Origin of the sequence: Burkholderia sp. BCC1644, from assembly GCF_902833225.1 — a bacterium.
GTDB lineage: Bacteria > Pseudomonadota > Gammaproteobacteria > Burkholderiales > Burkholderiaceae > Burkholderia.
This window is the reverse complement of sequence record NZ_CADFEI010000009.1, coordinates 291,122-304,740: the sequence shown is the minus strand read 5'-3', so window position 1 is coordinate 304,740 and position 13,619 is coordinate 291,122. Positions and strand designations below refer to the sequence as shown.

Sequence of the window (13,619 nt, the reverse complement as noted above, 5' to 3'; positions counted from 1 at the left end):
ACCCTCCGTCACTTCGGCCATTCGTCCTGCTCGTCGTTGAACAGCGACGCGACGACGCCGCGCAGCCACTCGGTGCGCGGATCGTTGTGGTACTTGCGGTGCCAATGCTGCTTCAGGTCGAAGCGCGGCAGTGCGAGCGGCGGCTCGACGGGCACGATGAACGCGTGCTCGGCCGCATACGCATAGCCGATCGCATGCGGCACCGTCGCGATCAGGTCGGTCCGGCTCAGGATGAACGGCAGGCTCATGAAGTGCGGCGTCTCGAGCACCGCACGGCGCTGCATGCGCTGCTTCGCGAGATATTTCTCGAGCACCTCCTGGCTGCGGCCTTCGGCGCGCACCACCGCGTGCCCGCACGCGAGGAACTGCTCGACCGTGAACGGCGGCGCCTGCTCGAACGGATGGCCGCGCCGCATCAGGCACACGAACCGGTGCGTGAACAACCGCTGCTGGAAGAAGTTGTTGCCGTCGAGATCGGGGAAGTAGCCGACCGCGAGATCGATCGACCCGGCTTCGAGGCCACGCCCGACTTCGTCGTGCGCGAGCGAAACCGAGCGCAGGTTCGCGTGCGGCGCGCGCGTCGCGAAGGCCTGCAGCAGCTTCGGCAGGAACACGATCTCGCCGACGTCCGACAGCGCGATCGAGAACGTATGCGTGCTCGCGGCCGGATCGAAGTCGTGCGGCGCGACGAGGCCGCGCTCGATCTGCGCGAGCGCATCGCGGGCGGCCGGCAGCAGCGCGAGCGCGCGCGGCGTCGGCTCCATCCCGCGCGACGTGCGCACGAACAGCGGATCGCCGAAATACTCGCGCAGCCGGCCGAGCGCGGTGCTCACGCGCGGCTGGCTCACGCCGAGCAGGTCGCCCGCGCGACTTACGTTGCGCGTGTCGTCGAGCGCGACGAGGTAGGGAATCAGGTTCAGATCGAGCGCATCCATCGCCGGGCCAGTATCGTCAAAACGTATACAACATATCTCCTGAATCGCGTTGCCGCATAGTCGGGAAAGCGCTCAAATGTGTTCCATTACTCGAACCAATGTTCAGGAGACGAACAATGCGCACCCAGGTCGCCATCATCGGCGCCGGTCCGTCCGGCCTTTTGCTTTCCCATCTGCTGCGCCTGCAAGGCGTCGATTCCATCCTCGTCGAAGCGCGTTCGCGCGAATACTGCGAGAACCGCATCCGCGCCGGCGTGCTGGAGCAGGGCACGGTCGACACGCTGAACGAAGCCGGTCTCGGCGACCGGATGCGCCGCGAAGGGCTCGAACACCACGGCATCGAGCTGCTGTTCTCGGGTCAGCGCCATCGCATCGACCTGTCCGAACTGACCGGCGGGCGCGCGATTACCGTCTACAGCCAGCACGAAGTCGTGCGCGACCTGATCGCAGCCGGCGTCGAGCATGGTCATCAGATGCATTTCGAAGTGAGCGACGTCGCGCTGCACGACGTCGAAGGCGAGCACCCGTTCGTCACGTTCAAGCATGCCGATGGCCGCGAAGACCGCATCGACTGCGACTACATCGCCGGCTGCGACGGCTTCCACGGCATCGCGCGCCAGACGATCCCGGCCGAGCGGCTGAACACGTTCGAGCGCGTGTACCCGTTCGCGTGGCTCGGCATCCTCGCCGATGCGGCGCCGTCGCTCGACGAGCTCGTCTACGCGCATCACGACAACGGCTTCGCGCTGTTCTCGATGCGCTCGCCGACGGTCACGCGCCTCTATCTGCAGTGCAAGCCCGACGAAGACCTCACCGAGTGGTCCGACACGCGGATCTGGGACGAACTGCACACGCGCTTCTCGAACGACACGGGCTGGACGCCGACCGAGGGCCGGATCACGCAGAAGAGCGTGACGCCGATGCGCAGCTTCGTGTCGGAGACGATGCAGCACGGGCGCCTGTTCCTTGCCGGCGACGCCGCGCACATCGTGCCGCCGACCGGCGCGAAGGGGATGAACCTCGCGGTGGCCGACGTCCGCGCGCTGTCCCGCGCGCTCGGCGCGCGCTACCGGACGGGCGACTCGACGCCGCTCGACACGTATTCGGCGACTTGCCTCGAACGCGTGTGGCGCGCCGAGCACTTCTCGTACTTCATGACGAACATGCTGCATTCGTCGCCGGAGGACTCGCCGTTCGTCAATCGCCTGAAGTTTGCCGAACTGAAATACGTGACGCGCTCGCGGGCCGCCGCGCAGTCGCTCGCCGAAAACTACGTCGGGTTGCCGTTCGACGACGCGACGGCCCCCGAGGGAACCCGCCTTGACAACGCGCTGTGCGCGACTCTATGATCGGCCCATCGTTCGCTAATCGAATCTAGGTTCGAATAGCGAACAAACACCGGGATCGACATCGGCCCCGGCGCGGCACGCGGCACGCGCGTGTCCCCTCGACAGGCCGCGCATCGAGCCGCGGGTTCGTATCAGGAAGAGACATGGTCAACAAGATTTTCGAATCGCTTCAGTCGGCGGTGGCCGACATCCACGATGGCGCGACAATCATGATCGGCGGCTTCGGCACGGCCGGCATGCCGTCCGAGCTGATCGACGCGCTGATCGAACAGGGCGCGCGCGACCTGACGATCGTCAACAACAACGCGGGCAACGGCGAGACGGGCCTCGCGGCGCTGCTGAAGGCGAAGCAGGTGCGCAAGATCATCTGCTCGTTCCCGCGCCAGAGCGATTCGCAAGTGTTCGACGGGCTGTACCGCGCAGGCGAGATCGAGCTGGAACTCGTGCCGCAGGGCAACCTCGCGGAGCGGATCCGCGCGGCGGGCGCCGGCATCGGCGGCTTCTTCACGCCGACGGGCTTCGGCACCAAGCTCGCGGAAGGCAAGGAAACGCGTGTGATCGACGGCAAGCAGTACGTGTTCGAGACGCCGATCCACGCCGATTTCGCGCTCGTGAAGGCGTACAAGGGCGATCGCTGGGGCAACCTCGTGTATCGCAAGACCGCGCGCAACTTCGGGCCGATCATGGCCAGCGCCGCGAAGGTCGCGATCGTGCAGGTGTCGGAAGTCGTGCCGCTCGGCGCGCTGAACCCGGAGCATATCGTGACGCCGGGCATTTTCGTCCAGCGCGTCGTCGAGGTGCCGCAGGCCGCGCACGCGGCCGAGCTGGCCGCCGAACACGCTGCATCACAAGCTGCTTGAGGGAGACATCCAGATGAAACGACTGACCCGCGATGAAATGGCCAAGCGCGTCGCCCAGGACATCCCCGAAGGCGCGTACGTGAACCTCGGCATCGGCGTGCCGACGCTGGTGGCGAACCACCTCGACCCGAGCAAGGAAATCTTCCTGCACAGCGAGAACGGCCTGCTCGGCATGGGCCCCGCGCCCGCGCCCGGCGAGGAAGACGACGAACTGATCAACGCCGGCAAGCAGCATGTGACGCTGCTCACCGGCGGCGCGTATTTCCATCATTCGGATTCGTTCGCGATGATGCGCGGCGGCCACCTCGATTACTGCGTGCTCGGCGCGTTCCAGGTGTCGGCGAACGGCGACCTCGCGAACTGGCATACGGGCGCACCCGATGCGATTCCGGCCGTCGGCGGCGCGATGGATCTCGCGATCGGCGCGAAGCAGGTGTTCGTGATGATGGAGCACCTGACGAAGCAGGGCGAAAGCAAGATCGTCGCGCAATGCTCGTACCCGGTCACCGGTGTGCAATGCGTAAGCCGTATCTATACCGATCTGGCGGTGCTCGACGTGACGGCCGACGGCCTCGCGGTGAGCGAGATCTTCACCGACCTGTCGTTCGACGAACTGCAGAAGCTGACCGGCGTGCCGCTGATCGACGCGACGCAGAAGGCAGCTGCCTGAACCACCGACGTGCCGGCGCGTGCGCTTGCGCGCAGGCCGGCACGCTTGGGTGGACAATAGGCGCACGCCGTTTCCCCTATCTGATGCCATGCTCGAAGACAGCGCCCGCCTGACCTCCCTGATCTGCGGCACCGAGCCGCTCAACCGGATCTGGTCGCCCCGCGCGACGATCCAGCGGATGCTCGACGTCGAGGCCGCGCTTGCGCGTGCGCTTGCCGCGCAGCAGGTGATTCCCGCCGCCGCGGTCGCGCCGATCGAGCGCGCGTGCGACGCCGGCCGGCTCGACGCCGACGCGCTCGCGCACGGCGCGGCGCTCGGCGGCAATCTCGCGATTCCACTCGTCAAGCAGCTCACCGCGCAGGTGAAGGCCGACGACCCCGAGGCCGCGAAGTTCGTGCATTGGGGCGCGACGAGCCAGGACATCATCGATACCGCGACCGTGCTGCAACTGCGCGACACGCTCGACGTGCTCGAACCGATGCTCGACGAAGCGTGTGCGACGCTCGCGGCGCTCGCGCGCACGCATCGCGCGACGCCGATGATCGGCCGCACGTGGCTGCAGCAGGCGCTGCCGATCACGCTCGGCCTGAAATTCGCCCAATGGCTCGATGCGCTGCTGCGCCACCGCGCGCGCTTCGCCGAATTGCGCGAGCGTGCGCTCGTGCTGCAGTTCGGCGGCGCGGCCGGCACGCTCGCGAGCCTGCGCGAGCAGGCGGCGGGCGTCACGGCCGCGCTCGCGGCCGACCTGAAGCTCGCCGCGCCGGCCGTGCCGTGGCATACGCAGCGCGACCGCATCGCGGAAGCCGCGTCCTGTTTCGGGATGCTGACGGGTACGCTCGGCAAGATCGCGCGCGACGTGTCGCTGCAGATGCAGACCGAAGTCGGCGAGCTTGGCGAACCGGCCGCCGCCGGCAAGGGCGGCTCGTCGACGATGCCGCACAAGCGCAACCCGGTTGGCTGCGCAGCCGTGCTGACGGCCGCCGTGCGTGCGCCTGGCCTCGTCGCGACCGTGTTCGCGGGGATGGTGCAGGAGCACGAGCGCGCGCTCGGCGGCTGGCAGGCCGAATGGGATGCACTGCCCGACCTCGCGCGCCTGACGGGCGGTGCGCTCGCGCAGGTCGCCCAGATCGTCGCGGGCCTCGACGTCAATACCGAACGCCTCGCCGCGAACCTCGACCTGACGCACGGGCTGATCCTCGGCGAAGCCGTGATGCTCGCGCTTGGCGACCGGATCGGCCGGCTCGACGCGCACCACGTCGTCGAACACGCGTCGAAGGAAGCCTTGCGCACCGGCGCGACGCTGTTCGACGTGCTCGCCGCCGACGCGACCGTGTCGGCCCACTTGTCGCGCGACGCGCTCGCGCGGCTGCTCGATCCCGCACATTACGTCGGCGAGGCGCAGGCCTATGTCGACGCCGTGCTCGCGCTGCATGCGGGCACGATCCAACCAGGAGAACATTGATGCCTTTCGCCACTGTCAACGGCGTGAAACTGCATTACCGGATCGACCGTGCCGCGCGCGCCGACGCGCCGTGGCTCGTTTTCTCGAACTCGCTCGGCGCCGACCTGCAGATGTGGGCGCCGCAGATCCGTCCGCTCACGCAGCACTTCAACATCCTGCGCTACGACACGCGCGGTCACGGCCATTCCGACGCGCCGGCCGGTTCGTACACGATCGAGCAGCTCGCCGGCGACGTGATCGGCCTGCTCGACCACGTCGGCATCGACTGCGCGCATTTCTGCGGGATCTCGATGGGCGGGCTGACGGGCGCCGCGCTCGCCGCGCGCTATCCGTCGCGCATCGTGCGCGCGGTGCTGTCGAATACCGCCGCGAAGATCGGCTCGCCGGAAGTGTGGGCGCCGCGTGCGCAGAAGGCGCGCGCCGAAGGGATGGCCGCGCTCGCCGACGCCGTGCTGCCGCGCTGGTTCACCGACGCATTCGTCGAACGCGAGCCGCGCCTGTTCGACGCGATCCGCGACACCTTCGTGCATACCGACAAGGACGGCTACGCGGCGAACTGCGACGCGCTGAACGCGGCCGACCTGCGCGAGGAAGTGAAGGGCATCACGCTGCCGGTGCTCGTCGTGACCGGCGCGAAGGACATGTCGACGCCGCCCGATCAGGGCCGCGCGCTTGCTGCCGCGATTCCCGGTGCGTTGCATGTCGAATTCGACGCCGCGCACATTTCGAACATCGAGTGCACCGACGGCTTCAACCGTGCGTTGCTCGATTTCCTGAACGCGTGAGGCAAAGGCGATGGACGACCAGGAACGTTACGAAGCAGGGATGAAGGTGCGTCGCGCGGTGCTCGGCGACGCGCACGTCGACCGTTCGATCGAGAACCGCACCGAGGTGACCGACGAATTCCAGAACCTGATCACGCGCTATGCATGGGGCGAGATCTGGACGCGCGACGGCCTGCCGCGCCATACGCGCAGCCTGCTGACCATCGCGATGATGGTCGCGCTGAACCGCGGCGAGGAACTGGCGCTGCACCTGCGCGCTGCGCGCAACAACGGCGTGACGCGCGACGAGATCAAGGAAGTGCTGCTGCAGACCGCGATCTACTGCGGCGTGCCGGCCGCGAATTCCGCATTCCATCTCGCCGACAAGATTTTCAAGGAACAGGATGCGGCCGGTTAAGCGCCGGCGGTGATCCGATCGCGCGGCCCGCCGAGGTTGGCGGGCCGTCGACGATGAAAGAACGCACCGGCAGTGAATCGGTGCGCGAAGAAAGGAAAAAGCGCGGCCCTGAAGCCGCGTTTCTTGCATAACCATCCAGGAGACTCGCGATGAATCGCGCACCCGTGGTCGATGTCCAGACCTTCATCAACGAGCAGCCGTTCGGCGGCTTTCAATGGCTCGTGTTCCTCATGTGTTTCGTGATCGTGCTGCTCGACGGCTTCGATACGGCCGCGATCGGCTTCATCGCGCCGTCGCTGCTCGGCGAATGGAACCTCACCAAGCCCGATCTCGCGCCGGTGCTGAGCGCCGCACTGTTCGGCCTCGCGTGCGGCGCGCTCGTGTCGGGCCCGCTGTCCGACCGGCTCGGGCGTCGCTCGCTGCTGCTCGGCTCGGTGTTCCTGTTCGGCGTCGCGTGCCTGATGTCCGCTTTCTCGAATACGATCGGGCACCTGACGATCCTGCGCTTCATCACCGGCGTCGGGCTCGGTGCGGCGATGCCGAACGCGGTCACGATGATGGGCGAGTTCTGCCCGGACAAGCGCCGCGCGACCGTGATCAACCTGATGTTCTGCGGCTTCCCGCTCGGCGCGGCGTTCGGCGGTTTCCTCGCCGCATGGATGATTCCGCATTTCGGCTGGCGCAGCGTGCTGATGCTCGGCGGCGTGACGCCGCTGCTGCTCGGCGTGCTGTTGCTGCTGAAGATGCCGGAATCGGTGCGCTTCATGGTCGCGAGCGGCCAGCAGGTCGACAAGATCCGCGCAACGCTTGCGCGCATCTCGCGCGACGCGCTGAACGCCGGCTCGTTCGCGATGACCGAAGCCGTGCCTCAGACGGGCAGCAAGGGCCTTGGCGTCGTGCTGTCGCGCTCGTACATCGTCGGCTCGGTGATGTTGTGGCTCGCGTACTTCATGGGGCTCGTGATCTTCTACGCGTCGATCAACTGGATGCCGATCCTGCTGAAGGACGCGGGGCTGACGCCGAAGAGCGCGACGCTGATCTCGGCGCTGTTCCCGCTCGGCGGCGTGGGCGCCGTGCTGTGCGGCGTGCTGATGGACCGTTTCAACGCGAACCGCGTGATTGCCGTGTGCTACGCGCTGACGGCGGTGAGCGTGTATGCGATCGGGCAGGCGGCCGGCAACGTCGGGCTGCTCGTGCTGGTCGTGTTCGTGGCCGGCGTGCTGATGAACACCGCGCAATCGTCGATGCCGGCGCTGGCCGCGGCGTTCTATCCGACGGAGGGGCGCGGCACGGGCGTGGCGTGGATGCTCGGCGTCGGCCGCTTCGGCGGGATCGCGGGGTCGTTCCTCGTCGCCGAACTGACGCGCCGGCACTTTTCGTTCGCGGGTGTGTTCGCGACGATCGCCGTCGCGGGCGTGCTTGCGTGCATCGCGCTGTTGATCAAGCAGATGGCGCGGCCGCATGGCGTCGCGCAGCCGGCAGGCAAGATCGAGTCGCTCGGGCATTGAGCGACGTGCGGGCCGGTGCGCTGCGCCGGCCCTTTTTGAGCGGCACCGTTCGGGCCGCTATTCTTCCGCGTCGTGTTCCTTGACGAAGTTGCGCAGATACGCGCGCAGCGCGGCCTCCCGGCTGCGATGATCGGCGAGGTTCGCGGCGCCCATGTCTTCCTCTTCCCCGAACATCGTCGGCGGCGCGCAGTAGATACCGATCTCGATGTCTTCGCGCAGCACACGAATCTCGTGCGTGAGCGGATGATACTCGGCGATCCAGTGCATCCCCTCGATGTGTTCGCCCGTCCTCAGCAGTGGCTTCATCGGCACTCTCCCGGCAGCAGCGGCGCAACCGGCGAAGCGGTTGCGCGCGCCCGTGCCAAAAGGGTACGCCTGCATTGCATGAATCTCAACGGGCGCGCTGTGAGCGCTCACTGCTGCAGCAAGTGGGCGATGAGGGGGTACAGCGACAGGATCAGCAACACGGCCATCGTCACGTTGAAGATGCGCAGCGCGCGGGGATTCGACAGGAAGCGGCGCAGGCCGAGCCCGAACGCGGCCCAGAGGCTGATGCACGGGAAGCCGATCAGGATGAACACGACGGCCATCCACGCGGCGTTCATCCCGTAGTCGGCGGACAGGCGGATCGTCGTCGCGGCGGTCAGCACCATCATCCAGGCTTTCGGATTGATCCACTGGAACGCAGCGGCTTCGATGAACGTCATCGGCCGCGGCTTGCCGCCGTGCGGCTTCACTTCACCCGACGTGCCGATGCGCCACGCGAGGTACAGCAGGTACGCGACGCTCGCGGCTTCGAGGATCGTATAGAGGAGCGGAACGCGCTTGAATACTTCGCCGAGGCCGAAGCCGACGCAGAGCATCAGGATCGCGACGCCGATGCTGATGCCGAACAGGTGCGGCATCGTGCGGCGGAAGCCGAAATTGACGCCGGACGCGAGCAGCATCGTGTTGTTCGGGCCGGGCGTGATCGTCGTGACGAGCGCAAACAGCATGCCGGCGGGCAGTGCGCTCAGGGTGAGGAATTCCATCGCGGATTCTCCATATCTATTCTGGACTGGGATGGAGATCAGTTTAGCGACGGTTTTCTGTACAGTACCGGTACAGTTGGTTTGACGAATGCCGGTACGGAGGGAGGGGAATTCTGCTTGGCTGGCTCGATTACCCGCGCGCCCGAACCCGCGCCTTCGTGCACTTGAACCACAACCGAACGGCCCCGACACCGCCCGCGACCGGAATCCGCGGCAGCAGAAACGGATCGTCGGCCGCACCGGCGCACCCGCGCCGGGTCGTCGTCGCATTACCGTAACCGGCGTCGGCGACCTGGTCGCGCACCCGCGCATCCAGGTCGCCGTACGGATAGCAGAACGATTCGACGCGCTGGCCGCTCAATGCCTCGAGCCGCCGCTTCGATTCGCTTACCTGATGATCCGACTCGTACCCGGGCACTTGCGACAGCGCGACGTGATCGAGCGTATGCGAGCCGATTTCATGGCCGTGATCGCGCCACACGAGCATGTCCTCGCAGGTCATCAGCGGTGAGCGCGCGGTGTCGGCACCTGCATCCCAGTCGTTCTCGCCGCCGAAGCGGCCAGCGACGAAATAGCAGGTCGCGGTGAACCCGAGCTCGTCCAGTACCGGCATCGCATGGGTCAGTACGTTGAGAAAACCGTCGTCGAACGAGATGCCGAAGACCTTCCCGCTGTGCTTGCCACGCAGATACGGCTGCAGTTCGCGCACGCTCAGCCCGCGGTAGCCGAGCCGCTTGAACAGCGACATCTGGCGGCGGAACGCATCGGGTGCGACGCTCAGGCTGCGCAGCCGGTCGGGCGGCGGCGGCAACGGGCGTACCTGGTGATACATCAGGATCGGATGGCGCGGGGTGGACAGAAACATCGGCGGACCAGGAAGAACGCGGAGTTACGCAGCCTTGCGGAAGATCCGCAGGGTCTTGAAGTCGCCGACTTCGACGAAATCGGCATTCGCCGCCCACTGCGCGATGATCGGCTCGGCTTTCCGGTACGCCGACGAGCCCTTGTAGAACAGCAGGTGGCCGTTGGCGACGGTGTGGCGTGCGAACAGGTCGAGCACCTCTTCGTCAGTGTTCGCGCCATAGCGGCTGTTCGATTCGTCGCGGAACTCGCACAGATGGAACAGCGTGACGACGTCGAACGCCGGCAACAGGCCCGAGTTGCTCGTATAGATGTCGCCGAAATACGCGAGGTAGGTCTTGCTGACTTCCGGTTGCCGCGTGACGAGATCGACGTACGACTTGTATTCCTTCGGCGACGCCGTTACGCCGAAGACGGTGTTGTTCAGGTGCGGCCGCGCGCATTCCACGCCGACATGGTGATGCCCGCCGGTGCCGAAGTGATAGATGCGCACGCCCCTGAGACGGACGGATTCCAGCCATTCGACGAAGTGCACGTCGCACGGGCATTCCTGCGTCCGCAAGTCCCAGTACTTCTTCCAGATATTCATTGCCATCAAACGGACCTCATGGATGTCACCCAACGGTAGGGGTTGTGTCGAATCGATTTCTGGTAGACGGACAACGTTGCGTCGACGAAGGTATCGAACGAGAACTCGCGCTTGCCCTTCAGGCGCGCGCTGCGTCCCATCGAACGGACGCAGCCGGGTTCGCGCGCGATCGCGCGCAGGATGGCCTCGATCGCCTCGGGCTCGCGCGGCGGGACGACCCAGCCGTCCACGCCCGGCTCGACGTTTTCGGGCAGCCCGCCCACGCGCGTGACGATCGCGGGGCAGCCGAGCGACATCGCTTCGCGGCACGCGTACGACAGGCTCTCGTGGTATGACAGCACGAACGACACGTCGATGATCGAGAACGGCGTCCGCACGTCGTCAAGGCGCCCGGTGAACGCGGTGCGCGACGCCATGCCGTGCCGCGCGATCTGTTCACGCTGTTCGTAAGACGGCTCCGCGCCGACCAGCAGCACACGAAACCGCTCGCGCTCGCCCTCGGGCAGGCCGCCCAGTGCCGCGATCAGGTCCATCCAGCCTTTCTCCGGCGCGGTGCCGGCGCTGCTGCCCAGCACGATCGCGTCCGCGCCGGAAGGCCCGAACAGCGCGATCTTGCGGCGGCGGATTTCGTCGATGGCCAGTCGTTCGGCGGCCGACCGCCGCACGCCGTGCTTCACGACCGTGACGTTTCCGTATGGCGAGCGCAGCGCGAGCATGCTCGCGACGTAGTCGCTGACCGCGATGGTGTGGTCGGTGGCGAGCCGTGCGCGCAGCAGGTTGCCGAAGCTGTCGGCGCGATACGTGTTGTGCTTGGTGAGTACGACCGCGGGCCGGTACCGGCACCCGAGCAGCGCGAGCATCACCTGCCGGTGGTCGGCGGACCCGTTCACATGGATGACGTCGAAGCGCTCGGCGGCGATCCGCCGGCGCAGCCGGACGATTTCCTGGCACAGCCGGTTCCAGCGCGGCTTGAATTCCATGTCGAAGATGGCCACGTCGGGGCTGTCCTTCAACAGGCGCGACAGGCGGCTTCCCTCCGGCGACGCGACGGTCACGCGATGATGCCGGCTCATCGCGGCGGCGAGATCGCGTACGTAAGTATCCTGGCCGCCGCCGTAGTCGCCGTGGAAATTGGTGTACAGAATGTTCATCACGATGCCGCTTTTCCTCGATCGTCCATCCAGAGGACTGCTTATGAATGAATGGCTCAACCCGTCGGGAGCAATGACTCGAACACGGCGCCGCGTTGCCGGCCCGCGATCGCGCATCGACGCCCGGGCATGGCGTCAACGCGAATCATTTCCAAATATTACATATCGTTTACGTATCGTAGTGTCGAGGTCTGCGCATCTTTGTGAGAATGTGTCGCGATCGCTTGACCGTGTCGGCGCCCTGTGCGGGCGGACCACTGATGCGCGTGTCCGCGCGAAACCCGTTTGCCGCAGTGGCGACGGCCGGTTTCGCATCGTCGGCCGGGCTGTTCCGTGGCGGCCGTTCCTGGCCAGGGTAGTGCTGGATCGCGACAAAACCTGTCTGCCCAGCGACATCCGGACACAGATCGACCGGCCTCGCTTTCAGATTTGAAAGCCGGTGCGCCATTTGCGTTAGAATGCCCCCCCTGTCCGCCAAGGCGACCGCCAAACGCGGACTGGTCGCCTGCCTGGCGACGTGGGTTCCGATTCGCAGCCGGACGCGAATGATTTGCCAGCCGTTAGCAACATACGTTTTGTGATTTGGATTACTAATGAAGAAGAAGCACAACATTACCAAGTACATCGTCGTCGCGATGATGCTGGGTATCGCCGTGGGTTACGCGTGTCATAGCGCGTTTCCCGACCCGAAGATGGCGAAGGAAGTCGCCGGTTACGTGTCGTTGCTGTCTGATGTATTCCTGCGATTGATCAAGATGATCATCGCGCCGCTGGTATTCGCGACGCTGACCGTCGGCATCGCGCAGATGGGCGACGGAGGCGCGGTGGGTCGCGTGGGCGTCAAGGCGTTCGGCTGGTTCTTCATTGCGTCGTTCACGTCGCTGCTGCTGGGTCTGCTGACCGCGACGATCCTGCAGCCGGGTAGCCACCTGAGCTTGCCGCTGCCGCCTGCCGATGCGGCCCTCAACCTGAAGACGGGCGCCTTCACACTGAAGGACTTCGTGGTCCACCTGGTGCCGAAGTCGATCGCCGAGGCGATGGCGAACAATGAAATCCTGCAGATCGTCGTGTTCTCGATCTTCTTCGGCACCGCGCTGTCGGCGCTCGGCGACGCGGGCAAGCGCCTGACCGGCGTGATCGAGGATCTCGCGCAGGTGATGCTGAAGGTGACGGGCGCGGTGATGTGGTTTGCGCCGATCGCGGTGTTCGCGGCGCTCGCGTCGACGATCACGACCGAAGGGCTCGGCATCCTGCTGACGTTTGCGAAGTTCATGGCGAGCTTCTATCTGGCGCTCGCGCTGCTGTGGGGCGTGCTGACGCTCGCCGGCGTGACGTTCCTCGGCAAGCGTGCGTTCACGCTGATCCGGCTGATTCGCGAGCCGTTCCTGCTGTCGTTCGCGACGGCGAGCTCCGAGGCCGCGTATCCGAAGCTGCTGGACGCGCTCGACCGCTTCGGCGTGAACCGCAAGATCTCGAGCTTCGTGCTGCCGATCGGGTACTCGTTCAACCTCGACGGCTCGATGATGTACTGCACGTTCGCGGTGCTGTTCATCGCGCAGGTGTACGGCATCCATCTGCCGCTCGGCACGCAGATCACGATGCTGCTGATGCTGATGGTGACGTCGAAGGGGATGGCCGGCGTACCGCGCGCGTCGCTGGTCGTGATCGCGGCGACGCTCAACCAGTTCAACATGCCCGAAGCCGGGTTGCTGCTGATCATGGGCGTCGACATGTTCCTCGACATGGGGCGCTCGGCCACCAACGCGGTCGGCAACTCGATCGCGGCTGCGGTGGTCGCGAAGTGGGAAGGGCAACTCGGTGATCCGCGCGACGACAACGATTCGGACGGCGGGCGCGTGGCCGAGGTGAAAGTGCGGGAGACAGCGGCATGACGCGTGGCAACGTGGCGACACGTTGCCTGTCCCGTAGTCGATGACGATCGCCGGCCTGGATTCGATACGGATTCAGGCCGGCGATTTGTTTTGTGCAGTGCCTTTGCACCGTATTCGGCGGATTTTTCC

The 13,619-nt window shown here is 66.1% G+C and carries 14 protein-coding genes; 8 read left to right on the top strand and 6 right to left on the bottom strand.

Annotation, left to right across the window (positions count from 1 at the left end; genetic code table 11):
- Nucleotides 1-8: 8 nt before the first annotated feature.
- Nucleotides 9-935, bottom strand: a complete 927-nt coding sequence (locus tag HWX87_RS20255; RefSeq protein ID WP_176048770.1) for a LysR family transcriptional regulator — start codon at nt 933-935, stop codon at nt 9-11.
- Nucleotides 936-1,051: 116 nt separating this feature from the next.
- Between HWX87_RS20255 and pobA the strand changes: the two genes are divergently transcribed.
- The 7 genes from pobA to HWX87_RS20220 all read left to right on the top strand — a co-directional run bounded on the left by pobA (nt 1,052) and on the right by HWX87_RS20220 (nt 7,966).
- Complete coding sequence (gene pobA / locus HWX87_RS20250) at nt 1,052-2,284, top strand: 4-hydroxybenzoate 3-monooxygenase (protein WP_176048769.1); 1,233 nt, start codon at nt 1,052-1,054, stop codon at nt 2,282-2,284.
- A gap of 143 nt (nt 2,285-2,427) precedes the next feature.
- The gene (locus HWX87_RS20245; protein ID WP_176048768.1) at nt 2,428-3,144 is read left to right on the top strand and encodes a 3-oxoacid CoA-transferase subunit A; all 717 of its coding nucleotides are present in this window, start codon (nt 2,428-2,430) and stop codon (nt 3,142-3,144) included.
- Nucleotides 3,145-3,157: 13 nt separating this feature from the next.
- Entirely contained in the window at nt 3,158-3,814 is a 657-nt protein-coding gene (locus tag HWX87_RS20240) for a CoA transferase subunit B (protein WP_006482308.1), read from the top strand.
- Nucleotides 3,815-3,902: 88 nt separating this feature from the next.
- Nucleotides 3,903-5,276, top strand: a complete 1,374-nt coding sequence (locus HWX87_RS20235; RefSeq protein WP_176048767.1) for a 3-carboxy-cis,cis-muconate cycloisomerase — start codon at nt 3,903-3,905, stop codon at nt 5,274-5,276.
- Nucleotides 5,276-6,061: a 3-oxoadipate enol-lactonase gene (gene pcaD / locus HWX87_RS20230; protein ID WP_176048766.1), complete on the top strand. Its 786-nt coding sequence runs from the start codon at nt 5,276-5,278 to the stop codon at nt 6,059-6,061. Before HWX87_RS20235 ends, pcaD begins: the two co-directional genes overlap by 1 nt.
- A 10-nt stretch (nt 6,062-6,071) precedes the next feature.
- Complete coding sequence (gene pcaC / locus HWX87_RS20225; RefSeq protein ID WP_006480129.1) at nt 6,072-6,458, top strand: 4-carboxymuconolactone decarboxylase; 387 nt, start codon at nt 6,072-6,074, stop codon at nt 6,456-6,458.
- A 149-nt stretch (nt 6,459-6,607) separates the two neighbouring features.
- A complete protein-coding gene (locus HWX87_RS20220) occupies nt 6,608-7,966 on the top strand; it encodes an MFS transporter (protein WP_176048765.1) in 1,359 nt (452 codons plus the stop codon).
- 57 nt (nt 7,967-8,023) lie between these two features.
- Here HWX87_RS20220 and HWX87_RS20215 read toward each other — a convergent pair whose 3' ends face one another.
- From HWX87_RS20215 to HWX87_RS20195, 5 genes are all read right to left on the bottom strand, one after another.
- On the bottom strand, nt 8,024-8,272 hold the full coding sequence (locus tag HWX87_RS20215; RefSeq protein ID WP_176048764.1) for a hypothetical protein: 249 nt from the start codon (nt 8,270-8,272) through the stop codon (nt 8,024-8,026).
- 107 nt (nt 8,273-8,379) lie between these two features.
- Nucleotides 8,380-8,997 carry a LysE family translocator gene (locus tag HWX87_RS20210; RefSeq protein ID WP_176048763.1) on the bottom strand — a complete coding sequence of 206 codons (618 nt, stop codon included), beginning with the start codon at nt 8,995-8,997 and terminating at the stop codon, nt 8,380-8,382.
- Between the two features lie 130 nt (nt 8,998-9,127).
- Complete coding sequence (locus HWX87_RS20205) at nt 9,128-9,862, bottom strand: polysaccharide deacetylase family protein (protein WP_176048762.1); 735 nt, start codon at nt 9,860-9,862, stop codon at nt 9,128-9,130.
- A gap of 24 nt (nt 9,863-9,886) precedes the next feature.
- Nucleotides 9,887-10,447, bottom strand: coding sequence for a hypothetical protein (locus HWX87_RS20200; RefSeq protein ID WP_176048835.1), 561 nt, complete (start codon nt 10,445-10,447; stop codon nt 9,887-9,889).
- A 5-nt stretch (nt 10,448-10,452) separates the two neighbouring features.
- On the bottom strand, nt 10,453-11,598 hold the full coding sequence (locus HWX87_RS20195; RefSeq protein ID WP_176048833.1) for a glycosyltransferase: 1,146 nt from the start codon (nt 11,596-11,598) through the stop codon (nt 10,453-10,455).
- Nucleotides 11,599-12,191: 593 nt separating this feature from the next.
- On the opposite strand from HWX87_RS20195, the gene HWX87_RS20190 reads away from it, so the two are divergent.
- Nucleotides 12,192-13,490 (top strand): dicarboxylate/amino acid:cation symporter, encoded by a 1,299-nt coding sequence (locus HWX87_RS20190; RefSeq protein ID WP_176048761.1) that lies wholly within the window; start codon nt 12,192-12,194, stop codon nt 13,488-13,490.
- The last annotated feature ends 129 nt before the right edge of the window (nt 13,491-13,619 follow it).

Bases quoted from the DNA above. Each gene is read 5' to 3' on its own strand.
- HWX87_RS20255 (WP_176048770.1), bottom strand. From the start codon at position 935: ATGGATGCGCTCGATCTGAACCTGATTCCCTACCTCGTCGCGCTCGAC.
- pobA (WP_176048769.1), top strand. From the start codon at position 1,052: ATGCGCACCCAGGTCGCCATCATCGGCGCCGGTCCGTCCGGCCTTTTG.
- HWX87_RS20245 (WP_176048768.1), top strand. From the start codon at position 2,428: ATGGTCAACAAGATTTTCGAATCGCTTCAGTCGGCGGTGGCCGACATC.
- HWX87_RS20240 (WP_006482308.1), top strand. From the start codon at position 3,158: ATGAAACGACTGACCCGCGATGAAATGGCCAAGCGCGTCGCCCAGGAC.
- HWX87_RS20235 (WP_176048767.1), top strand. From the start codon at position 3,903: ATGCTCGAAGACAGCGCCCGCCTGACCTCCCTGATCTGCGGCACCGAG.
- pcaD (WP_176048766.1), top strand. From the start codon at position 5,276: ATGCCTTTCGCCACTGTCAACGGCGTGAAACTGCATTACCGGATCGAC.
- pcaC (WP_006480129.1), top strand. From the start codon at position 6,072: ATGGACGACCAGGAACGTTACGAAGCAGGGATGAAGGTGCGTCGCGCG.
- HWX87_RS20220 (WP_176048765.1), top strand. From the start codon at position 6,608: ATGAATCGCGCACCCGTGGTCGATGTCCAGACCTTCATCAACGAGCAG.
- HWX87_RS20215 (WP_176048764.1), bottom strand. From the start codon at position 8,272: ATGAAGCCACTGCTGAGGACGGGCGAACACATCGAGGGGATGCACTGG.
- HWX87_RS20210 (WP_176048763.1), bottom strand. From the start codon at position 8,997: ATGGAATTCCTCACCCTGAGCGCACTGCCCGCCGGCATGCTGTTTGCG.
- HWX87_RS20205 (WP_176048762.1), bottom strand. From the start codon at position 9,862: ATGTTTCTGTCCACCCCGCGCCATCCGATCCTGATGTATCACCAGGTA.
- HWX87_RS20200 (WP_176048835.1), bottom strand. From the start codon at position 10,447: ATGAATATCTGGAAGAAGTACTGGGACTTGCGGACGCAGGAATGCCCG.
- HWX87_RS20195 (WP_176048833.1), bottom strand. From the start codon at position 11,598: ATGAACATTCTGTACACCAATTTCCACGGCGACTACGGCGGCGGCCAG.
- HWX87_RS20190 (WP_176048761.1), top strand. From the start codon at position 12,192: ATGAAGAAGAAGCACAACATTACCAAGTACATCGTCGTCGCGATGATG.